The sequence below is a fragment of the Ruegeria sp. YTSA064 genome, assembly GCF_059610325.1.
In genome coordinates, this window is record NZ_JBXWNK010000009.1 from 15349 (window position 1) to 38178 (window position 22830).

Consider the following 22830-nt stretch of genomic DNA (forward strand, 5'->3'; position numbering starts at 1 on the left):
CAGACTTTGCTTCCGAAATGCAATTTCTGCTCTGGGCTCATGGCGGTCATTCACTGCACTCGGTATGAGCATCCGCTTTGCGGACAAATTGGCCGTTCGCTGCTGTGCGGCAATGCGCAATGATCTGAACGTCCACCTCGCGGGACAAAGTTGTCATTCGCCGCCATGTGGTTCTGAGATGCGGACTGATCTTCTTCTACGCAAACCAAGATGTCCCGTTAGCCTAGCAATAATCTGTTCACAAAACGCTTATTCCACTTTGACTATACTCGTTTTTAGGTCCTCCACCACGGCTTCAGTAATCTTCACAAGCGACAAGTAAAAAGGATCGGACTCGCTATGGCGATGGACCTTTTTTGAAAAACCTCGGTACCATGGCGATATGTCACTGGAAGCAAATTGTGCGGCGTCTGGTGCGGCGTGATGCCCTTCCAAACAAATCGCGAGATACTCGAGCATTATTGCCAAGTGATCGGCTGGTTCAGAGTAGCTATTGGCAACTTCTTTTCCGGCTTGCTTCAGAAGTGACAGCATTCTGTAATGTGGGGTGGACATGAGTGTCCCGTTTCCTTGCCAGGCGGAAGCATATAGTGGCGCCGCTTCCCTTCCACCTGCCAGAAACACACTTCCGTAACTAATTGCGAGCCTTCTTTGCGTTTCCTGAGCATTAGACCACGTTTTCATTTCCTGGATTAGTTGATCTGTTCCCGCAGCACCATGCAAAAGCTCGTCTGCGACTCCGTCGTAGCATGCCGCAATTGTTGCCAAGTCAAGTTCACGCGCGAATGCATTCGATAGAAAGCGTATCAGTTCCGGGGAAACTTCTTTCATATACTAGTCGGCCCGCCAAAAGCCGTTACTTGCGGAACTTCTCCTTTAAACTTCTCCATCTCAACTATACAGGTATTGGCTGAAGTAGCTTGAGAAAGTTTTGAGGCCCCCACATCCAAAGTGACGGTGTTTGGATCACCATAAGTGTCTAAAGCGTTTGGCGATGCGTCGACTGGACCGTACCAAGCACCTTCATGAATGCGAATTACTCCTCTCGGATAATCTTCACTCAGAACTGCACCCGCCAAAAGTTGACCGCGATCATTAAAAACACGCACGATATCCCCGTCTTCTATACCTCGTTCGGCCGCGTCTTCCGGGTTGACGTATACAGGCTCTCGATCCTTAACCGCATACGTCGCGCGGTACGGATCGCTCTCGCACATTTGCGAATGAAGCCGCTGATCTGGGTGACAGGATTGTAGCCATAGCGGAAACTTCTCCGACCCCGGCCCCCCATGAGAACGTTCGATTTTTTCCATCCACTTAGGATGCTCTCCGCAGTCATCGTACCCATAGTTGCCGATGGTACGGCTGGAGATTTCAATAAAACCTGAAGGCGTTCCAAGAGCGTTTATTTCCGGGTCGTCGCGGAAATCGGCGTGCCTGACCCAGGGTTCACCCCTCTCAAACCGAACGATGCCTTTTTCCCAAAACTCGTCGAAGGACAGCATCTCATAGCTTCCCTCGTTTGCGCTGCGGGTCGTTTCATAAAGGCTTTTGACCCATTCCATTTCATCCCAACCGCGTGTGTATTCTTCTTCGCGATCGAAGCGTTTGCAGAATAGCGAGAATATCTCAAAATCGGTTTTGGAGTGGAACAACGGATCGACCAGTTTCTTCATCGCGATCACACCGGAGCGTGAATAGGAACCGTAGCTATCGATATCATTTCGCTCAAACTGAGTGCACGCGGGCAGTACCAAATCTGCGTGTCTGCATGTGGCAGTCCACGCATAGTCTATTGCAACAATGGTCTCCAGTTTTTGGATGGCCACACGCATTTTGTTGTGGTCCTGATGATGATGGAAGGGATTGCAACCAGTGAAGATTGCCATACGGATGTCCGGATAAGTAACCGTATGACCATTGTGTTCGACTGTCCCACCGGGGTTCATCAGGCAATCAATCCATCTGGCGACGGGGATCGTACTGCTTGCTCCCATGAAGTTGTCGTCCGTTCGCACAGGATCGACACCAATATCCAGGTTAAGGGGAAACGCCCCAGGCATGCTGGCACCGGAAGGTGCTACACCGATACCGCTATAATGGTGAGAGTAGCTAATACCACCACCTGGCAGCCCGATTTGCCCCAGCATAGCCGCTATGATCGCTCCCATCCAATACGGCTGTTCGCCGTGCTGTTGCCGCTGGACAGACCAGCCGAAGATCAATTGAGTTCGGTCTGAAGCAAGAAGACGAGCGAACTCCTTAATCGTATCAACAGGCACGCCACAAATTGGTGCAGCCCATTCGGGCGTTTTTTCAACTCCGTCTTCAGCTTCACCCATGACGTAGGCGATGAAAGGTTCATAACCGAGCGTGTAGACACTCAGGAACTCTTGGTCGTGCAGGCCTTCGGTGTGAAGTGTGTGTGCCAACGCTAACATGAAAGGTACATCCGTCATCGGATTGATATAGAGCTGTTCCGCTCCGATGTGTTTTTGCGTTTTTGTGCGCACTGGATCCACGCTGATAGACCGGATTTCTCCAGAAGCGATCTTGTCCCGCAACTGATCAAAATACTCAAAAGGTTCGTGTGTTTCGCACGTCCAGCCGACTTGCAGGTTTTTCAGCGGGTCATTTGCCCAGAATACGATGGTCTTGGCGTTGTCCAAGATCAGCGGCCAACTAGTTCCCTGAGAGTACACTTCAGTGGAACCCAGCACATATGGAAGAATAGTTTGACCGGCGCCAGTTGAATAGTCGCCCGCTTTTTTCACATATCCGCCATACATGGATACGGCCCGGTTCATGTGATTGATGCACGAGTGGAACTGACCCGTCTGCCGCCACCCGGTCGCACCGGCATAGAGCCCCGAAGGCCCGTGCGAAACCTGAACTCGCTCCATCTCTTCAAAGAACAGATCCAAAGCCTCGTCCCAGGTTAGACGAACGAACCGGTTGTCGCCCCTAGACGTCCGATCAGCATCCTTGCGTTTATCGAGCCATTCTGCACGAGCCATGGGATAGCGGACGCGGGACGGTGAATAGATCAGGCCCTGGATGCCGTTCACCATGTTTGTCGGATGCGGATCGTCGGCGAGAGGGCGGACTTCGGCAACTTGTCCGCCTTTTACCAGAGCTTCAATAGCGCCCCAGTGAGAACCTGATGTTTTCCAAACGCCCGCAGACGTTAGTTGCTCAGCTCGAGCAGCGGCTGGCTGGAGCAAGCTGGGGCCTAATAGAGCAGATAGTCCTGCTGCCCCGGTGCCTTTAAGAAAATCACGGCGCGTGGACATTGGTTTCTCCTCAATGAGAGCCGCCATAATCAGCGGAATGTTTTTGCAAATAGGTCAGCACCAAATTGGCCTGATCTTCATCCATGTTGGTAAAGCCGACCATACCGTTGAACTGTGCTGGCCAGGAATTGGTGCCAAAGTGATCTGGGTCCGGTTGTGCGTGGCAAGTCGAGCAATTTGAAGCATAGCTTTCCTCTGCCACAGTCCAAAGCTCATCTATCTCGTCCACGTATCCCTGTTTGTCTGACCAGAGGGTCACTGTAACAGGGGCCCAATCGAGCCCTGTCGCCTCATCCGTTTGGGGCGCAGAAGCCTCAACCAACTGTGCGTCTTGCGCGGTGTCCTTGGACAGAACCGCAACCCGAATATTGTGCCCAAACTCGTCAAATATGACGCGGCCAAACCCTTTATCTTTTCGCCACGCTTTCAGTGCAAACTGAATACGGTCGCCGCTTTCATCCAGAATTTCGACTGCAGCACCGAGGGTTAGGTTGCCTACTGGTTCCGTCGACTCTGCGCTGTCGTAAACGGGAATATCCCGAATGGCGAAGTAGTCTTCACCGACGGTTACACTTCCAGAATTTGCCTTGTTTTCCAATTTGGCCATGGCCGGGCTTCCGACCGCAACGTTGTCTGGCAAGTGATGGGCTATGCCTTTGTGACATTCGATGCAGCCGGTATTTAGTGCCGCTGCAGGTTCCATGTAAAACCGCGCTTCGGCCGACATAGCGTCCCAATCCATGCTGTCATAATCATGACAATTGCGACATTCGAGAGAGTTGTTTGCCTCCAGTCGAGCCCATTCGTGTTTTGCCAATTCTGCACGGCGCTCTTCAAACTTTTCACGGGTGTTTATGGTTCCAAATACAGCTGCCCACACCTCCTTCGAGGCTTGCATTTTTCTGGCAACCTTATTGGTCCACTCGTGTGGCACATGACAATCCGGACATGTTGCACGCACACCCGTACGGTTCTCCCAGTGGACAGTGGACTGAAGTTCCACGTAGACATTATCGCGCATTGCATGGCAGGAAACGCAGAATTCCTCTGTGTTGGTAAGCTCCATCGCGGTATTAAAGCCGCCCCAGAAAATTATCCCTGTAATGAAGCCGCCGAGGCTGATTACACCAAGACTAATCGTCGTAGCTGGGCGCGAAACCGTATTCCAAAATGATGACAATGTGGACTTCAGAGACATGAGAACGTGCTCCTCGGTTCATGTTCTGGGCTTATAGAGATCCAGTTGGTGGGCCGTAGATCATTTGCAGAATCCAAACGGTAAAACCGTAAGCTCCTACTCCCAGGACTGTAATGCCTGGCAATAATATCAAAGTAATAAACAAGAAGGACAGCCATTCGCGTCTGGCTGCGCCTATCGAGCTGCTGACGGATTGGTCTGACATAGCTATCTCGCTCAGCTAAGAAAAATTCAATTATGGAAATATTAGTATCATAGATAAACTTGCCTGAAGCAAACGGCGCGTCGGAATGTCGCACAAAGAGGCCGACTTAACTTGCTGACTTTGAATATTATCCTTTGAAAAAGATCGGCTTTGGGCTCAACGCTGCCATTTTCCGCGACGAGCAAGATTGACCGCTCGCAGCCCTAAGCGGACCTTCAAAAATGCAAAGAACGATTGAAGTCCTAACAAGAGAGGGCATCACTTTGCTTGATCAAAGAGACTGATAACGCGAAAAATCTGCACAAGGCCACCGATGCCCTTCAGTTCCCGTTCCCCCAGTTCTTCGGTCTCCACATGTTGTTCTATGTCTAGAAGCGCCCGTTGGTTCAAAAGGATCTGCCCGTCGCTGGCAAAGTCGCAAAGCCTGGATGCGGTGTTCACAACTCCACCGATTGCGGTGTAGTCGGCGCGACCATGAAACCCGATAAGCCCAAGCGTCGCGTAACCACTACTGATCCCAATACCCAAACCCATCGCGTGCCCGAGTTTCTGCCAGGGTGCACGTATTCCCTCGAAGGCTTCGCTTATTTCTTTAGCCAGCCGCACGGCTTGCAGAACGGGCTGATCGCAGGGAACCGGATCATTGAAGAACACCATCAATCCGTCTCCGGCTCGGTATCCGATTGTTCCCTTGTGTTGTGCAACTAAATGGCCAACCTCATCGTGGAAATGCTGGAGAAGCGTAATGACATCTTCTGGCTCAATCGCCTCGGAAATCGCCGTGAAATTGCGGATGTCGCAGAATAGGCAAGCGATGTATCGACGATGAGTTTTAAGAAGCTCGTCAGAATTTTCTTCTACGACAAGCTCCGCAACCTGAGGAGCAAGGAATTGTTTGAGTCGTGCCAGCCTGTCAATCTCGCCTTCCTGGCGCTTTACCTTCTCGGTCAGTCTGTCGTTCAATGCCTCTATTTCATGTGTCTGGTTGCGAACCGTGTGGTTCAAAGCATCGAGTATAAAGTTCTGGTTTAGCAAAGCCGCGATCACCAGAAGCACATAGGCGAGCGCTTCGACACGTTCGTCATAGCCGAAGTACAGCGTGACAATCAGGATGACGGCAGCAATCCCTCCGAGGACGAGTGGAAGCTCCTTGGCATGCCGTTTCCGGTCTCTCCATAAGAAACTAACCGCCAATAATGCAAACACCCACATGAGCACCGCTTGCACATGAGGGTTTATGGAAAGCGCTTCATAACCAACCAAATAGGTCAGTAGAATCCCGGAATAGCACGTGGCCAAAGAAGCCAGAGCAGCCAAGACAGCTCCGATCCCGATTGGCATCGAAATTCTGAACTCCTCTGTTGCCACGCCGATACCGTCGTCCACGGCACGCGGCGAAGGTTCCGCGGCAGAGTCATTTCTGTGTTCGGGATCAGACATGGTTCTCGTTTGCGCTTGGCTGCTGGTAGAGTACGTTTGAATTGAGGTTGCGTCAAAATCACATACCTGCGTGGGGCAGTTGAGGGTTTCACCAAATCAACAACGACAAGCGAAACAACCTCATGCTTCACAGAACAAACTTGCAATCACCCGTCTCGGCGTAGTCACCTAGGATACAGGGATGGAGGAAGCTGATGACGCGATGGAAGTTTGTGGTTTGTGTTTGGTGCGCGCTGACTCTTGTTGCTTGCGCTCCAAAAACTCGCACTTATGAAAAGACGGTATCGGCCTCACTTCCGGCAAACTCGCGCACAGCTCTTAGTCAGGCAGCCAACCGGCTTGGCGATCCCAAAGACGGTCGGTCGGGGGTCAAGCTGATCAGTGACGGCGAAGAAGCGCTTGTTTCACGTTTGCTGTTAGCGGCTGCGGCTGAGCAAACGATAGACGCGCAATACTACCTGCTGCACAACGACCCAACGGGCCACCTTTTTGCAGCCAGTCTTTTGCAGGCGGCAGATCGGGGTGTTCGCATCCGATTGCTACTGGATGACATGGATACGTCCAGTTATGACGCGATGACGGCCGCGTTGGACAATCACAAAAATATTGAGATCAGGTTGTTCAATCCTTTTTGGCGAGATCAAAGCCTGTTGATCGCGGGGCTGACGGACTTCAAACGCATCAATCGCAGAATGCACAACAAATCAATGACGGCAGACAACGTGTTCACGATTGTGGGTGGGAGAAACATCGGTGCCGAGTACTTTCTCGCTCGGGAAGAAATGAACTATGCTGATCTGGATGTGCTGGCCGCAGGCCCCGTTGTGCGGGAGGTGTCGCGTAGCTTTGACTCTTACTGGAACAGCGAGTTTGCCGTTCCAGCTCGGGTGGTTGTTGGAGAACCTCAGGAATTTGACCTTGGTGATGCGCGAGTCAGGTTGAACGAACTGGTCGATGAAGCGAAGCAAACGCAGTATGGCGCGGCTCTCAGAAAGTCAGCACAAGAGAACTTCGCGGATGGAGCTCTGTCATTGGATTGGCTGCCTGCGAAGCTTTATGCTGATCCTCCGTCGAAAGCCGCTGGTCTCGAGAACTCAAGTCCCGTTCTGGCATCTCAATTGCTTCCGTACTTTGAGAATGCCAGCCGTGAGGTGAACATCGTCTCCGCCTATTTCGTGCCGCGCAACAAGGGTGTGAAATGGCTGACCGAACTCGAGAACCGTGGGGTCGAAGTAAAGGTTGTAACCAATTCACTTGCATCTAACGACGTCGCACCCGTTTACGCGCACTACGCCAAGAAACGCCGGGCACTTCTGCGCGGTGGGGTAGAACTCTATGAGCTGCGACCCGACGCCTATCAGGTCCAACGCCGGGGTATTAACTGGGCTCAATCCAGGTCAGGTCTACATTCCAAGGCGTTTGCAGTTGATGACCGATACTTGTTCGTAGGGTCATTCAACTGGGACCCACGTTCTGTCAACATCAACACCGAGATGGGAATTCTGATTGACTCGCCAGCATTGGCTACACAGACCATGGGTGCCTTGGACGACGCGCTACCCGCATACACATATAACGTGACGCTCGAGAAAGCTGGTCAGCTTAAATGGACGACAAAAGGCGATGATGGCAATGTAATTGAATACCAATCCGAGCCGACGGGATCGGCCTGGGATCACATAGTTGCTGGATTTCTAAGTATTTTACCAATTGGTTCGCAGCTTTAGGTTTTTTTGCAGATAGCCGACGCTACCAGAGAACTCCGGCCTGTAAAACGGCAGCTTTGGGTAGAAAACGCCTGTTGATCGTTTCCAGCCTGTCATTTGGTTTGTCCGATAGCTAGAATTTGCAAAGTCTGCCTTCCTGCGCATTGCCGTCCTTGGCGCGGACCGCAGCACCCGGTAACTTTGGGCTCGAAGCGGATGTTCAGTGATTTCAGCCTGATGTCTGCCATGCGGACACAATGGTCGGTCACCTCGGCCATTTCATTGCAGGGGTTGCACAGCGTTGGTCTCCGGGACAACCTTGGTCTTGAATTTACCCAAGCGGAGTGGCCATCTGTCGACCGCTTCAATCAATCAACTTCTAGAGTTCCTTCTTTATGGCCCTGCACGAACGCCCAAGGGCTACACATAGATAGCTTGTTAGGTGAAAAGTTTCGTTGCTGTTCGGCAAAGGCCAAATCCTACTCCCGCAACCAAATTCCAAACAACCCGTTCGATCTACAAACAGTCCACCAAACTGCTTGCTTCATGACCAATCCTCCTCAGCACCATAACCGGAAACTCACACGGGCAAATGTAAACGTTGCATCTGCTCCCCTTTGACAACTGACCTATCACGCGGCATCGTCTCGCAATGGGCTATCCCTCCAACCACCCCCAACGACCCGACGATGCTGCCGCAGGCATTGATGTCACCGATGACTTTGAGCGCTTCAATCAGCGTAATGATATATTTACCCGCGCTTTTTGGGATGAGCGTATCCGCAGCAATCAGACCGACGCCTTCTTTGCCTCGTACCGCATGGAAGCCATTCCGCGTCGTGGGGATGGTTTCACCCAACGCGACTTTGCGCTTAGAAACGCGGCTTGGTTGATTTCAGACTTGATCTCCGAAAGAGGAGGCGAGACCGGCAGGCGCGAGGGCTTCCAAGCCCCCATCAACAATGACACACCTGTGGCCCCGACACAGCACCCGATAGACGACCCTGTCGCGATGGCAAGGGAGGTCAAACGAATTGCGAAATTCTTTGGGGCCGATCTCTGTGGCATCACCGATATGGATGACCGTTGGCTTTACGCGGCCCGAGTTGACACTCGCGACTTCTCTGATGCGCCCAACGACCTGCCGGAAGGCATGACATCCGTCATCGTGATGGGCCATCAGATGGATGAAGACCTTGTGGCTACCTATCCGTCTGCTCTCGCGGGGGCTGCCACTGGACGCGAATACTCCCATGAGGCCAGTATCGTGATGCAGCTTGCAGCCTACATCCGTAATCTGGGCTATGAGGCCACAGCCTCTATGAATGACACCGGTCTCGTGATCCCTTATGCGATCAAGGCGGGCTTGGGAGAATATGCCCGCAACCAGATGGTGATAACACCTGAATATGGTCCGCGATTGCGGTTCTCCAAGATATTCACCAATCTTCCACTGGCACATGATCCCCCCAGGCCTTTGGGTGTACGTGCTTTCTGTAGCATTTGCACCAAATGCGCAGATGCCTGCCCGGTCAAAGCGCTCCCTTACGGAGCGCCGGAGACAACGGAGGATCCCTCGGCCATAAAGGGTGTGCGCAAGTGGACTTCCGACGCGGCTAGGTGCTTTGGGTTCTGGGCCAAACTGTCTTCCGACTGCGCAATTTGCATGCGCGTCTGTCCGTTCAACCGCGATTTTACGCTATGGCGTCATCGTTTCTGGTTGGCACTGGCGCTTTCACCCTTGCGTAGATTTGCCCTTTGGCTTGACCGTAACCGCGGCAAACGCGCCAAGCCGACCGATTGGTGGGAAAACCCCTGAGTTCAACATGAAATTTGGCCGATCACTGAAGCAATCGTTTAGCGGTCCGCTCCGGTGCTCCCCCGGACTGTTGGACACGTATTCAAGCGCGAAAGACAGCATTTTTGATCCGGGAACAAGGAGCCGACCGCCTCGAATACAATTAGCTCAAAGACTTAGCGGCAAAATTTTTTCCACGAGCCCCTCAGATATGATATCATAAAAATCGAATATATTGGAGTCACAAAAGACTCTGGGAACTCGCTGAGTATTTTTTGCTTTTTGGGAGGCACTATGTATCGAATTTCTGCTTGTTTTCTATCTCTTATTCTTGCGCCGACCGTTGTGCTTTCTGACGCGGTTCCAAGCGAACAGGCAGTCGAAGGGCTGTTTTCCAATCAACCATATTCGCCGTACGCACAGCGTTCTTTCCCCGAACGCCCGCTTTGGGGTGATACACATCTACATACCGGGCTGTCATTAGATGCGGGAGCATTTGGAAATACCCTGCTACCCGATGAAGCTTGGCGTTTTGCAAAGGGAGAGCAGGTCATTTCCTCCACAGGGCAGCCCGTAAGGCTGGCCAGACCATTGGATTGGATGGTTCTGACAGATCATACGGACCTCATGGGCTTTGCTCCGGATTTGCAGGCTGGGAAACCCGGTGTTCTGGCTGATCCAAAAGGGCTGGAATGGTACGAAGGCTACAAAGCAGGTGGCGAAGAGGCCGGGAAAGCAGCCTTCGACATAATAACCAATTTCTCGCAAATGACCCTGCCAGAAATTCTGTTGGAGTCTTACAGCCCCGGTGCCGACGCTTTTGCCTTTACCTGGGAACATATTGTGCTTGCGGCCGAGCGGCACAACGACCCGGGTAATTTTACTGCATTTATCGGGTTCGAATGGACTTCGGTGCCTAAGGGTTTCAACCTGCACCGGAACGTCATGCTGCGCGATGGGCCGATCCGTGCCTTGCAGATGGTGCCACCGGTCACACAACCACCCTACGGCGATACCGACCCAAAAGCGCTATATGCTTGGCTTGAAGAATATCAGGAGAAAACCGGAGGACGCGCAGTTGCGTTTGCGCATAACGGCAACCTTTCAAACGGGTGGATGTTCCCGACCGAAGATACCTATCACGGTGGCAAGGTCGACGCGGATTACGTAGCCGCCCGCGCAAAATGGGAGCCTCACTATGAAGTCACTCAAATCAAAGGTGACGGAGAAGCGCATCCGTTCCTGAGCCCAGACGACGAATTTGCGGATTACGAGAACTGGGACGTCGGCAATCTCGACATAACCGAGCTGAAGACCGATGACATGCTGGCAGGCGAGTACGCCCGAGAAGCTCTGAAACGAGGATTGCTGCTGGAAGAAAAGTTTGGCGTGAACCCCTATAAATTTGGCATGGGGGGCGCGACGGACAGCCATACGTCTTTGGCCACTGCCGAAGAAGACAACTTCTTTGGCAAGTCGGTCAGCGTTGAACCGTCAGCCTCGCGGATCAAGCACCCTTTCATTGCGAATGATCTCGGTGAAATACCGGGCGACCTTTTGGTGGCATCCGGATACACGGCTGTTTGGGCCACCGACAATACGCGTGCTGCGATCTTCGACGCGTTTAAACGACGTGAGACATACGCGACAACAGGTCCTCGGATCGGCCTGAGGTTTTTTGGTGGTTGGGATTTCAGTGAAGCTGATGTTGAGACCCGTTTTCTTGCTAATGTCGGTTATACCAAAGGCGTTCCAATGGGTTCGGACCTGCGCCCACGCGAGGGAGATGGTGCACCTTCATTCCTGATCGCTGCGCTGCGCGACCCAGTGGGTGCTAACTTGGATCGTGTTCAGGTGATCAAAGGCTGGCTTGATTCTGAAGGCGCCCTTCAAGAAAAGGTCTACGACGTTGCGTGGTCGGATGATCGTATTGCCGATGATAGCGGAAAGGTTCCCGCTGTGGGGAATACTGTGGATGTCGAAGCCGCCAGTTGGGCCAACACAATCGGTGCCTCCGAGCTTGTGACCGTTTGGTCCGACCCTGAATTCGACCCAAATGCACGGGTATTTTATTATGTGCGCGCCTTGGAAATTCCGACTCCGCGTTGGATACTGTATGACAAGCTGAGATATGGCATCGACTTGCCCGAGGATGCGGTGCTGACGCATCAGGAACGCGCGTATTCATCACCGATTTGGTACACGCCGGCAGAGTGATCAGCATTAATCACATTAGTATAAGTCGAGGTGGCGATTGTTACCTCGGCAGATGCCTATACTTCTGCAGCGCGACAAGAGCCCACTTTATTGCAAAAACTAACTCGCTGATGTCAGCATTGGTACGTAGAACCTGATGCATTTCACGCAGGAGCCTGCATGCGCCTATTGAAAGAACCTTTGTTCCATTTCTTCCTGATTGGGGCGGCTATATTCATTTGGTTCCATATCGTCGCGCCGGAAAATGAGACCACCGAAAATCTCGTGACAATATCAATCGACAAAGATGATGTCGCGCTTCTGGTTACTCAATTTGAGGCCAGGTGGAAACGCCAACCAAACGAAGCTGAACTGCAAGCTTTGATCGATGCATCAATTCGTGAAGAAGTTTTGGTCAGAGAAGCAAGAAAGCTTGGGCTGGATCGCGGAGATAGCGTGATCAGATCGCGGCTAAGCCAAAAGATGGATTTTCTTACTGAAGCGATTGCTGCATCAGTTACCCCTGAAGACGAAGATTTGGAGGCCTATCTTCAGAAGAACCGTGAAAGATACGCGACGTCCAAAAAGGTAGCCTTCAATCAGATCTTTCTTGGCGAAGCGCCAGGTGACGCTGCGATCGCAAACGCGTTGAGCACGGTGCGTGAGGAACAAGAGCTTCCTGAATTTGGGCGTTCAACATTACTGCCTGCCTCAATGCCTTTGACCGCAACTCGGGTTGTCGACTCGGTGTTTGGTGCCGGGTTTTCGAACGGTCTAACTGAACTCGAACCAGGTCAATGGGGAGGGCCGATCCAATCAGGTTACGGTGTTCATCTTGTTCAAGTGGTCGCTATCGAGCCTGCTCAAACACCGCCGTTATCAGAGATACGCAATGCGGTCCTACAGGATTGGCGTCGCACCATGAGTGCAGATCTGGCGCAAGCGCAATATGAGGCGCTTGCTGATGCCTATGAGATTGTGGTGCCCGATATCGCGGGACCAACCAAATGAGACATTTGGTCTGTATGTTAATTGCGTTGTTGTTCGTGTGGCCCGAAGGCGACGCCAACGCACATGCGCTTGATCCGGGATATTTGGAAATCCGTCAAATCGCATCAAACACATGGAGCGTTCATTGGCGAAAGCCCGATGTGAATGGTCAGCCAATGGCGATTGATGCAGTGCTGCCAAATGGTTGCGCTCCGTCACGTGGTCCGGAAGCAACACGTGACAGTCGGGCCTGGGTTTCATCATGGGTCATGGAGTGTCGTGAAGATATTGCGGGGAAATCCATTGCGATTGAAGGCTTGGAGGCACAAAGAAACGATGTTTTGGTGCGCTTGCACCCCTTAGAGGCCGCACCGACGACCCTTCGTCTCACCTCAGATACAGCAATCCAAACCATACCTCTTGAACAGACGACATGGTCAGTTTTCATATCCTATTTTCAATTGGGATTTGAACACATACTGGAAGGTTGGGATCACCTTTTATTCGTGTTCGCGCTGTTTATTCTGGTCCGAGATGTCTGGAGACTGGTAGGAGCCGTAACAGCTTTTACACTAGCGCATTCAATAACTCTGGCGCTGGCGACCTTTGGTATTTTGAATGTTCCTGGGCCACCGGTCGAGGCAGTAATAGCGCTTTCAATCGTGTTTCTGGCAATGGAGATTGTCAAAGGTGGCGAAGGTCGCTTCCGACTTTCCAAGCAAAAACCGTGGATTGTTTGCTTTGGGTTTGGCCTTTTGCACGGCCTTGGTTTTGCAGGTGCCCTGGCAGAAATTGGACTACCACCAAACGATATTCCGGCAGCGTTGCTGGCATTTAATCTCGGTGTTGAGGCTGGTCAGATGAGTTTCATCGCTGCGCTGGCCCTCTTCACTGCGATTTGGCGCTTGTTTGCCTCGCCGACTGGTCGAGGACCGGTCGTACTCACCGCCTATGGCATCGGATCGGTTTCGATGTACTGGCTTATCGAGCGCTTAAGCGGTTTCTAGTGTCTACGACCCCAATCAAGAAATCACCCAAGAGGTGCGGGTCAATAAATAACACTGTAGGCTTGAACAAAGGACCACTCTCAGGGCGCTGAACACAACTAGACGATCCCGGAGGCCGACAATTCGAGAGAGCTGAGGCAAACGAGGGTCAATCAAGTAATTTAGCATAGCCTATTAAGACCATTGACAGATCGCAGTGAAGCAAAGGCACGCCCTGATCTGCGCAACAAACCCCGGCAAATGGTCATACTATCCCATTGTTTTCGTTTTGGGGACAACATTAACCGAACATGAACAATGTATTTTCGCGACGTTCAACCGAGATGAGGCATAGTGCTCTATAGAGTTGAACGAGCGAGTTGTCGTTCAATTGCAAATGAGGGGAAACGCATGATCAAGTCTGCCTTTATGACCGAAGAGTCCGACACTGTTGCTGTGATGCAAACCTCTGGCAGTATCGCTGCGGACAAGTTGCCAACCAAACGCTATACAATCAGCGGTCGCTTCCCTCCTATCGAAAATGCACTAATAGAAATTGTAAAAAACAAGCGACTTTCTGAGGCGCAAACCAACGTCTGAAGGTAGTTCAGTCGACCCTTGTTCAATTCCTGATACTCGTCCTAAACAACGGAATTGACAACAGAATCCCGCCTAACTTAGGCGGGATTCTTTCGTTTGGTGCTAATGAAATCGTGGTTTGTAGCTCACAAAGCATAGTTCAATGCCGGTAAACCAAGGGGCGGCCATTCCGCTTCTGATGAAGTAAATGACCGCCCCGGCTTATGGTGCTTCCGTGAGTTGTCTGCACCGTTAGACAGTTTTTCCTGAGATTTGAGGCTTCGATTACAGACCCAGAAGCGACTTGACCTCTTCTTCCACGGCATCGGTAACAGGTTTGTTGGCCGCCGCTTCCAAGGCTTCGCGCTCGGCTAATTCTTGTTCTTCAACAAGTTCAACCAGTTCCCGAACCTCTTCTGTCGCTTCTTCATATTCTAACGCTGCCTGACGTTCCTCATTGAGGTCCCGCGCCTCCTCAATTGAACCTTCCAGATCCATCTGCGCTTGATCGAGCTGCTCTTCGATCACAGGGTCCGTTCCACCGGCATCCTCCAAAGCCTGTTCAAGTTCGTCAACAAGCTCTTGATTGGTTTGAACATCATCCAATGCGACTTCTAAATCTTCTTCGATCTCCGCGACAGTGCGCTCTGGTGGCTCCAGTCCGGTAAGCTCTTCCAACTGTTCTGCAAGATCCTCCCGCAAGAGATCTCCGGCCAGCACCGTGTCACGATATGTCGCTATTCTTCCGACACGTGAATTAGGTGAAGCATTGGCCAAGGCTGTCGCACTTGCGTTCGCAGCATTAAGTGCACCCAGTTCAGAAGGGTGGGCACCAAGAAGCGCCGCCACCCTGTTACCAGTGGGCCGAACTGCGGGGCGAACAGGTTCGTCGACAATCAAATTTTCTGTAGTCTGCTTGTTGGTCTTGGATAATTGCTTTCCACTGCTGGTGGTCGTGCGCGTCCTGGAATTTGCAGCGCCTTTTGCTTTGCCGCCTCCATTAAAAAGATCTTTTAGTGAAAATCGACCGCGGTTCTCTGAAGTGGAACGCGAAGACTTGCTTTTTGAACCGCCGAAAATGGACCCCCCGGATTTTCCAACTTTGCGGTTTCCGTCAGACCCTTTCTTATTGTTACTGGCTGAATCGCGATCGCCTTTGTCGGCACCACCATTGTTCCCGCTGTTCCCGTTTCCACCACCTTTTCCGCCACCCTGGCCGCCGCCATTACCCCCGCCGTTGCCTTTTCCTTCTTTGGCAATTGCAACATCTGGCATTGCGACTGTAACAACAACGGCGGTCGATCCCAGCAAAGCAATAGCCACCGCAGAAGCTTTTATAGGGCTGAGGATAGAGGTTTTCATATCGGTCTCCTTGATGGAACAACAGCGGCGCTTTAATCTATGAAATGGCGTGCTGTGTTCGAATGCTGCAATCCACGTGCGAATCATCTGATCTCTCAATCATTTAACTTGGGAGCGCTTGAACGCAGGGCTAACTGCTTGTTCATCACCGGTTCACGTCGATTGACGTATCTTCTGACCTGCAAGTGTGAGGAAGTAGATGCGTGTAGCGGTTTTATTGACGGTGGTAAGTTTGCTTGTTGCTATACCTGTTAAGGAAGCAGCCGCAGACGTCCGTGAGCTCAAACAGAGTGAACTGCGCAGGGCGACCCTATCGGGTAATACGATTCGGCTTGCACGGGTCATCAAAGGCGTCGCAAAAACCTACGGAGGCACCCCGGTCGATGCCCGCGCGTTTCAGGCGGGTGAGATCTATTATCGAATTCTTGTAAAAAAGCCGGATGGAAAAATCTTTAGCGTGATTGTGAATGCGCAGACGGGAGTTGTTGTGTCCAACCAGTCTGGGGTGGGTAACCAGATTTCGAATGCTGCGCGTTCCAATTCGACCAAAGCCAATAGCAATCGTGGTAACCGCAATGGGGCCGGATCAGCTGCAAATCGCAGTAAAGGGAATGCTGGTGGCAATGGAAATGGTCCCGGAGGCGGCGGAAATGCGGGTGGAAACAGCGGCGGTAACAGCGGCGGTAACAGCGGCGGTAACAGCGGTGGTAATTCTGGCGGAAACGGCGGAGGTAATGCTGGCGGGAACGGCGGTGGAAATGGCGGCGGCAATTCCGGTGGGAACGGGAATGGCAGAAATTAGGGCTTAAACCAACGCGAATGTGCCTGTAGTTTTAAGATATGAGAATACTTCTGGCTGAAGACGAACCCCAGCTCTGCGAACAGATTAAAAAACTTCTGGGGGTCGAGGGTCATGTGGTGGATGTGGCCCATAACGGAACGGACGCTCTTCATATGGGCGCGACCGAACCATATGACATGATCATACTCGACATTGGGTTGCCTGAACGGGATGGAATTTCCGTTTTGCGTGAATGGCGCAGCTCAGGTGTTAAGACACCGGTATTGATACTGACGGCCCGTGACGGTTGGAGCGAGCGTGTCGATGGTCTTGATGCGGGCGCAGATGACTACATGACCAAACCGTTTCACATGCCGGAACTGGCCGCGCGTGTGCGGGCAATTCTGCGCAGGCAGAGTGGTCAGCTCAATCCGGTTATCGAAATGGGAGACGTCTCGCTGGATACCAGGAACGGGCGGGTCAGTGTCGCGGGGATTCCGGTTGATCTAACCGCGCAGGAGATCGCGGTTCTCACCTACCTTGCACACAACTTGGGGCGCATGGTTTCCAGAACCGAATTATCGGAACATATATACGAATACGACGGTGACCGAGATTCCAACACTATCGCCGTATTCATTACCCGGCTACGCAAGAAATTGGGGCCTGATCTCATCACTACGGTCAGAGGACGCGGCTATATGATCGATACCGCCTGATGCTATCGCTGCGCCATCGCGCCCTACTTAGCGGGCTGGCGTCTGCCACAGTGTCGGTAGGTGTCGGAACGTTGGTCGTTTTCTCCTACATTAATACGAGGGTGCTCCAGCAGTTTGATGAAACGTTACGCGACCGTCACACTCAGTTAGTTGTTGGACTAAGTGTCACCACCGACGCTCCGGATGTTCTGAGAGAGCTGATATTCGACCCCGCATATGGTACGCCTTATTCAGGCAGATATTGGCAGGTGACGAATAACAAAGGCGACATCTATACATCGGCCTCATTGTTCGACGAAACGATCGCAGAGCCCACGCGTACTGGCAACGAAGCAACCATTTGGAACACGCTGGGACCAGACGATGAAGCTGTTCGCAGCATTTATCAGAAAATCACCTTTGAAGACGGAACGGAATGGGGCGTGAGCGTTGCGGAAAGCAGGCTTGAACTGCTAAGCGAACGCCGGGCTGCACAATCAAACCTGCTTCCAGTCTTTGGGCTGGTTGGGCTGATTGGTGTTGCGGGCTCTCTTTTGTTGATGTCTGCGGTCATTGGCCCGCTCAGGAAATTGCGTGCTGACGTTGCCCATCGCTGGGACAACGGAGACGACCTGAAGCCGGATGATTATCCTGAAGAAGTATCGCCGCTTGTGGAAGACCTCAATCAGCTGTTGCACCGAAATCGCGAGATCGTTTCGAATTCTCGACGTCAGGCCGCAGATATGGCCCATGCACTTAAGACACCAACATCGATTCTCCGAAACGAGTTGTTGAACTTGTCGGAATCCGGATCCGATACCGGGTCCGCGGAAGAAGCGCTGGCACGTATAGATTCCCAACTTGGTCGAGCGCTTGCACGCATGCGTGCGTCAAATACCGCCGAATTGACCCATTCGCGAACGGATATCTCCAATTCGGTCGAGAGGCTGTCTAAATTTTTTTCAATTATGGCAGAGCGCGAAGGCAAATCTCTAACTTCAGACTACCAAGCCGGTCTTTGGGTCAGCATCGACACTCAGGACATTGAAGAGGTGTTGGGTAATCTTCTCGACAATGCCCTCAAGTGGTGCCGAACGACAATTCATATCTCGGCACATCGTGATGGGCGCAACATAAAAATCTGTATTGAGGATGATGGACCCGGCATTCCTGAAGAGGCACAATCAGCCGTACTACGATCTGGCGAGCGTCTGGATACCTCTGTCAGCGGGACTGGTTTGGGATTGGCTATTACTGTCGATCTGCTGAAGGCTTATGGTGGCACGCTTAAACTTGGCGTTTCGGAACGCCTCGGCGGTCTTGGTTGCGAAATACTGATACCTGAACGGAAGGACGACCGACATTTGAGTCGCATATAGATTTCACTTTTAGGTATGAAATCCCACTCCCGCTCTCGATAAATAGGATACTTATTCCGAGGCTTGGGTGAGCGGCGGCAGGTTAGGGGAGACTGGTAAGATTTTTGTATCTCGGGTCTACCGCTCCTTGCCCATCACAGATATATCCCCTCGCAACTGCATATCCGCATGAGGCCCGCCATGAACTTTGACCGTTCCATCAAGATCGCACCGTCGATCCTGTCGGCAGATTTCGCAAACTTCGGACAAGAGATTCAGGCCATTGAAACGCAAGGCGCCGATTGGGTTCATGTGGATGTTATGGATGGGCATTTTGTGCCCAACCTCACATTTGGCCCCCCGGCGGTCAAAGCATTCCGACCACATGTGAAGACGGTTATGGATGTGCATCTGATGATCTCACCGGTCGATCCATACATTCAGGCTTATGCCGATGCTGGGGCTGATGTGCTCACAGCTCATGTTGAGGCCGGGCCGCACTCGCATCGCACGTTACAGGCCATTCGCGCCACCGGGATGAAAGCAGGTATTGCCTTGAACCCGGGAACACCAGCTGAGGCGGTAGAGCATCTGCTGGATCTGACCGATCTGGTTTGTGTTATGACCGTTAACCCCGGTTTTGGCGGGCAAAAGTTCATTGATATGACCGCCAAGGTGCGCCGTTTGCGTCAGATGATTGGTGACCGCCCGGTGCATATCGAAATAGATGGTGGTGTCGATCCCAGCACCGCACCTCTGGTTGCAGCCGCCGGTGCAGATGTGCTGGTCGCTGGCTCGGCTGTTTTCAAGGGCGGGTCAGTTTCAAATCCGTCTGTTTATGGCGACAATATTCGTGCAGTTCGCGCAGCTGCTGAAGGTGTACTAAACTAATCCCAAACGCACCTGTCAGGTATTGGCGTTTCTTTGGAAACGCCTTCTCTTGCTCCGCCCGGCAACATTGGCAATTTCAATATCTGGCGGGCAAGGAGGCCTAGATCTCAACTTGCTTTGTTGAGATCGTCAAAACAACGACCTTCGGTTGCCAGTTTTTCAAGCAAAGGCGCGGGCTGCCAATAATATGGATCTTCTCCAGACCACCGGCGAATGTCATCCACCACGTCTGACAGTCCCTGCAAGTCGGCCCATTTCAATGGTCCGCCCCAATATCGTGGAAATCCATAGCCATAAAGCAGCGTGATATCCACATCCAGTGGTCTGCGGGCGATCCCCTCACCAACTACCTTTGCCGCCTCATTCACCATCGCAATCATATAACGACGCACGATCTCTTCGTCGGTGAACTCTCGTGGAGAGATACCTTTGGCGGCGCGCTCGGCTTCGATCAAAGGCATGATTTCAGGGTTGGGTTTTCGGCTTCGATTTCCCGGCTCGTAGACATAGTAACCTTTGCCGGTCTTCTGACCAAAATGCCCTGCTTCGCATAGTTTATCGGCATAGAAGCTTTCACGCGCGCGCGGGTCCAGGCCCGTAGCCCGTTTGCGTTTGCGCGCGGCCCAACCGATGTCTAGCCCGGCAAGGTCGGATACCGCAAATGGCCCCATTGCAAATCCAAATCTGGTCAACGCGGCATCAATCTGAAAAGGGCTTGCCCCATCCAGAACCATGTGATCCGCGCAGGTTCGGTAGGCGTTGAGAATACGGTTACCGATGAAACCGTCGCATACGCCAGCCCTGACGGACACTTTCCCTAACCGTTTGCCCAAAGCAAATCCTGTCGCAATAACTTCGGGCGCAGTGTGGTCCGCAACAACGATCTCAAGCAGTTTCATCACATGTGCAGGTGAGAAAAAGTGCAGACCGATCACGTCACTGGGCCTGCCTGTGGATGCTGCAATTTCGTTCAGGTCGAGATATGAGGTATTTGTTGCCAGCACGGCACCGGATTTACAGGTCGCATCCAGTTTTGCAAAAACCTGTTTCTTGATCTCCATATCCTCAAAAACGGCTTCTATCACCAAATCAACGCCACTCAGCCCATCATAGTCCGTGGACAGGGTTATCCTATTCTCCAGAATTTCCACTTGCGCGTCTGGGCTCAGCTTCCCCCGTTTCACAGCACCCGCCAGATTTGCTGCGATCCGGTCTTTTGCAGCCTTGGCTGCGTCCACCGACATTTCAAGCAATACAACCGTAAGCCCCGCCAGCAGAGCGGATGTGGCGATGCCTGCGCCCATCGTACCCCCTCCGACAACACCTATCTGATGAAGCTCGCGGGGGTTGATCCCTTGCAGTTCCGGGAGTTTGGAGACAGCGCGCTCAGCAAAGAAGGCATGGATCAGCCCTTTTCGCTGATCTGACGCCATCAGCTCGGTGAACAGTTCCCGTTCGCGAGCCTGTCCTGCTGCAAAATCATGGGCTTCACAGCTGGCTTGCACAGCACGCACGGCAATCGCAGGCGACAGCTGCCCCCGTCCTTTCTTCAATACGGCATCATAGGTCGCGTCAAAGTCGATCGGCGTCGGTTTAGCCATTTCGCAGACAGGTCGGCGCGGTGCGCCCGTTTCAAGTAGATCTCGTACGAAGGCCAAACCAATCTCGCGCGGATCTCCGTCCTGCACCTTGTCCAGCACGCCCATCTGTAACGCTTCAGAGGCCTGCACATGGCGGCCTGTCGTTATCATTTCCAATGCGGCCTCGACGCCAGCGACCCGTGGCAATCGTTGGGTTCCACCCGCGCCGGGGATGATGCCAAGGTTGACCTCAGGTAGCCCGACTTTTGTTAATGGGGTCGCAATACGGTAGTGACAGGACAGTGCAACCTCAAGCCCGCCGCCAAGGGCTGTTCCGTGTAGAGATGAAACCACCATAAGCGGTGATGCTTCAATGCGATCGCAGAGCGCGGGTAACCAAGGATCCTGCGGTGGCTTGCCGAATTCGCGAATATCAGCGCCGGCAAAATAGGTCCGCCCCTCACCGTAAATCAAAACGGCCTGTACGCCATCAGCTTCAGCACGCTCAATCCCTGCCAGGAGGCCTTGGCGTACTTCTGCACCCAGAGCATTTACCGGCGGGTTATTCGCCGACAAAACCGCGATGTCGCCCACTTTTTCATAGCCAATTACCTGGGACATTTGTTCCTGCCTCCTGAAAAGATATGCGTTGTGGTCCATTCAACCCGATTTGCCACGCAGTCAGAGACTGAACCGTACTGAGACAGTATTCAACCCTATAATCGACCAACCGTTCGGTTTTTGCGCTACGGTCGCAGCGTTACGAACATGTGAAACGCACATCATCAGCGTCGGGCTAAACTGAACTTAAGGGGGCTGAATTGGACTCAGTCAAGCATGTCGGGCAGTATTCCGCTGTCGGTGTCATTTAATAAGGGAGCTACAAGATGTGTGATGTATGCGTAATGAATGCGGTAAAAGATCGGATGCTATCTCGGCGTTCTTTCTTTAACGCCGGGGCCGCAATGGTGGCTGGAACCGCACTAAGCTCGGCTGCGACGACACCTGCAATGGCGATGGGCCATGGCGAAGTCGTAGACATGACACATATATATGATGCTGATTTTCCGACCTATTTTGGCGAACCCGGAATTGAGGCAACTCAAGCCTTCAACTTCAAGGACCACGGTTTCAATCTGTTCAATCTCGCTGTAAATGAACACACAGGCACGCATATCGATGCGCCGCTACATTTCTCGGCCGATGGTCAGTCGGTTGATGAAATTCCTGTATCCAATCTGGTATGCCCACTTTGCGTAATTGATATCGCTGCGCGGGCAGCAGAGGATGCGGATGCTCAGGTTACGCCTGACGATCTTGAGGCCTGGATCTCTGCAAACGGTCCGATCCCAGACGGCGCTTGCGTCGCGATGCATTCAGGGTGGGGAGCTAAATCCGCAACGCCAGACTTCCGCAACGCAGACGCCGAAGGCAAAATGCACTTTCCGGGTTTCCATGTCGAAGCCGCACAGATGCTGATGGATGGCACAGGCGCTGTTGCCTTGGCGGTGGATTCCCTATCCCTCGATCACGGACCATCAGCCGATTTTGCTACTCACTACGCGTGGCTACCTACGAACAGGTATGGCATCGAAAATCTTGCAAACCTGGACAAAGTGCCAGCCAGCGGAACGACATTGATTGTGGGTGCGCCAGCTCATCGCGGGGGGTCTGGCGGTCCGGCCCGCATATTTGCGATGGTCTGAATTTCGTCGTCATTCATGCCAATTATTGAAGCCCGCAAATCTGCGGGCTTTAATAATTTAGGA

18 protein-coding genes are annotated in these 22830 nt (G+C 52.5%); 11 read left to right on the forward strand and 7 right to left on the reverse strand.

Going from position 1 to position 22830, the window contains the following annotated elements; translation table 11 throughout:
• Positions 1 to 249 precede the first annotated feature (249 nt).
• The 5 genes from AC2FI7_RS14455 to AC2FI7_RS14475 all read right to left on the reverse strand — a co-directional run bounded on the left by AC2FI7_RS14455 (position 250) and on the right by AC2FI7_RS14475 (position 6136).
• A complete protein-coding gene (locus AC2FI7_RS14455) occupies positions 250 to 831 on the reverse strand; it encodes a molecular chaperone TorD family protein (RefSeq protein ID WP_010437833.1) in 582 nt (193 codons plus the stop codon).
• Positions 828 to 3293 carry a trimethylamine-N-oxide reductase TorA gene (torA, locus tag AC2FI7_RS14460; RefSeq protein ID WP_496816568.1) on the reverse strand — a complete coding sequence of 822 codons (2466 nt, stop codon included), beginning with the start codon at positions 3291 to 3293 and terminating at the stop codon, positions 828 to 830. The genes AC2FI7_RS14455 and torA overlap by 4 nt, the downstream gene beginning before the upstream one ends.
• A gap of 10 nt (positions 3294 to 3303) precedes the next feature.
• Positions 3304 to 4491 (reverse strand): pentaheme c-type cytochrome TorC, encoded by a 1188-nt coding sequence (gene torC / locus AC2FI7_RS14465; RefSeq protein WP_010437837.1) that lies wholly within the window; start codon positions 4489 to 4491, stop codon positions 3304 to 3306.
• A 31-nt stretch (positions 4492 to 4522) separates the two neighbouring features.
• Positions 4523 to 4636 (reverse strand): nitrate reductase, encoded by a 114-nt coding sequence (locus tag AC2FI7_RS14470; RefSeq protein WP_420794970.1) that lies wholly within the window; start codon positions 4634 to 4636, stop codon positions 4523 to 4525.
• A gap of 318 nt (positions 4637 to 4954) precedes the next feature.
• A complete protein-coding gene (locus AC2FI7_RS14475; protein ID WP_010437839.1) occupies positions 4955 to 6136 on the reverse strand; it encodes an adenylate/guanylate cyclase domain-containing protein in 1182 nt (393 codons plus the stop codon).
• A gap of 194 nt (positions 6137 to 6330) precedes the next feature.
• Here AC2FI7_RS14475 and AC2FI7_RS14480 point away from each other — a divergent pair, with 194 nt between their 5' ends.
• The 6 genes from AC2FI7_RS14480 (at position 6331) to AC2FI7_RS14505 (ending at position 14412) form a co-directional block, all read left to right on the forward strand.
• Positions 6331 to 7863, forward strand: a complete 1533-nt coding sequence (locus tag AC2FI7_RS14480) for a phospholipase D family protein (RefSeq protein WP_496816565.1) — start codon at positions 6331 to 6333, stop codon at positions 7861 to 7863.
• Positions 7864 to 8494: 631 nt separating this feature from the next.
• Positions 8495 to 9661, forward strand: coding sequence for a reductive dehalogenase (locus AC2FI7_RS14485; RefSeq protein ID WP_010437842.1), 1167 nt, complete (start codon positions 8495 to 8497; stop codon positions 9659 to 9661).
• A 273-nt stretch (positions 9662 to 9934) separates the two neighbouring features.
• A complete protein-coding gene (locus tag AC2FI7_RS14490; RefSeq protein ID WP_010437844.1) occupies positions 9935 to 11857 on the forward strand; it encodes a DUF3604 domain-containing protein in 1923 nt (640 codons plus the stop codon).
• A gap of 159 nt (positions 11858 to 12016) precedes the next feature.
• Positions 12017 to 12847 carry a peptidyl-prolyl cis-trans isomerase gene (locus AC2FI7_RS14495; RefSeq protein ID WP_010437846.1) on the forward strand — a complete coding sequence of 277 codons (831 nt, stop codon included), beginning with the start codon at positions 12017 to 12019 and terminating at the stop codon, positions 12845 to 12847.
• The gene (locus tag AC2FI7_RS14500; RefSeq protein WP_496816563.1) at positions 12844 to 13833 is read left to right on the forward strand and encodes a HupE/UreJ family protein; all 990 of its coding nucleotides are present in this window, start codon (positions 12844 to 12846) and stop codon (positions 13831 to 13833) included. Before AC2FI7_RS14495 ends, AC2FI7_RS14500 begins: the two co-directional genes overlap by 4 nt.
• A gap of 390 nt (positions 13834 to 14223) precedes the next feature.
• The gene (locus AC2FI7_RS14505) at positions 14224 to 14412 is read left to right on the forward strand and encodes a hypothetical protein (RefSeq protein WP_496816562.1); all 189 of its coding nucleotides are present in this window, start codon (positions 14224 to 14226) and stop codon (positions 14410 to 14412) included.
• A 264-nt stretch (positions 14413 to 14676) separates the two neighbouring features.
• On the opposite strand, the gene AC2FI7_RS14510 is transcribed toward AC2FI7_RS14505, so the two are convergent.
• On the reverse strand, positions 14677 to 15753 hold the full coding sequence (locus AC2FI7_RS14510; protein WP_139056588.1) for a hypothetical protein: 1077 nt from the start codon (positions 15751 to 15753) through the stop codon (positions 14677 to 14679).
• Positions 15754 to 15952: 199 nt separating this feature from the next.
• Between AC2FI7_RS14510 and AC2FI7_RS14515 the strand changes: the two genes are divergently transcribed.
• From AC2FI7_RS14515 to rpe, 4 genes are all read left to right on the forward strand, one after another.
• A complete protein-coding gene (locus AC2FI7_RS14515; protein ID WP_496816561.1) occupies positions 15953 to 16555 on the forward strand; it encodes a PepSY domain-containing protein in 603 nt (200 codons plus the stop codon).
• A 38-nt stretch (positions 16556 to 16593) separates the two neighbouring features.
• A complete protein-coding gene (locus AC2FI7_RS14520; RefSeq protein ID WP_029621649.1) occupies positions 16594 to 17253 on the forward strand; it encodes a response regulator transcription factor in 660 nt (219 codons plus the stop codon).
• Positions 17253 to 18611 (forward strand): sensor histidine kinase, encoded by a 1359-nt coding sequence (locus AC2FI7_RS14525; protein WP_010437855.1) that lies wholly within the window; start codon positions 17253 to 17255, stop codon positions 18609 to 18611. The genes AC2FI7_RS14520 and AC2FI7_RS14525 overlap by 1 nt, the downstream gene beginning before the upstream one ends.
• A 180-nt stretch (positions 18612 to 18791) precedes the next feature.
• Positions 18792 to 19481 (forward strand): ribulose-phosphate 3-epimerase, encoded by a 690-nt coding sequence (gene rpe, locus AC2FI7_RS14530; RefSeq protein WP_010437857.1) that lies wholly within the window; start codon positions 18792 to 18794, stop codon positions 19479 to 19481.
• 107 nt (positions 19482 to 19588) lie between these two features.
• Here rpe and AC2FI7_RS14535 read toward each other — a convergent pair whose 3' ends face one another.
• Positions 19589 to 21682, reverse strand: coding sequence for a 3-hydroxyacyl-CoA dehydrogenase NAD-binding domain-containing protein (locus tag AC2FI7_RS14535; RefSeq protein WP_496816560.1), 2094 nt, complete (start codon positions 21680 to 21682; stop codon positions 19589 to 19591).
• Positions 21683 to 21948: 266 nt separating this feature from the next.
• On the opposite strand from AC2FI7_RS14535, the gene AC2FI7_RS14540 reads away from it, so the two are divergent.
• Positions 21949 to 22767, forward strand: coding sequence for a cyclase family protein (locus AC2FI7_RS14540; protein ID WP_010437860.1), 819 nt, complete (start codon positions 21949 to 21951; stop codon positions 22765 to 22767).
• Positions 22768 to 22830: the final 63 nt, after the last annotated feature.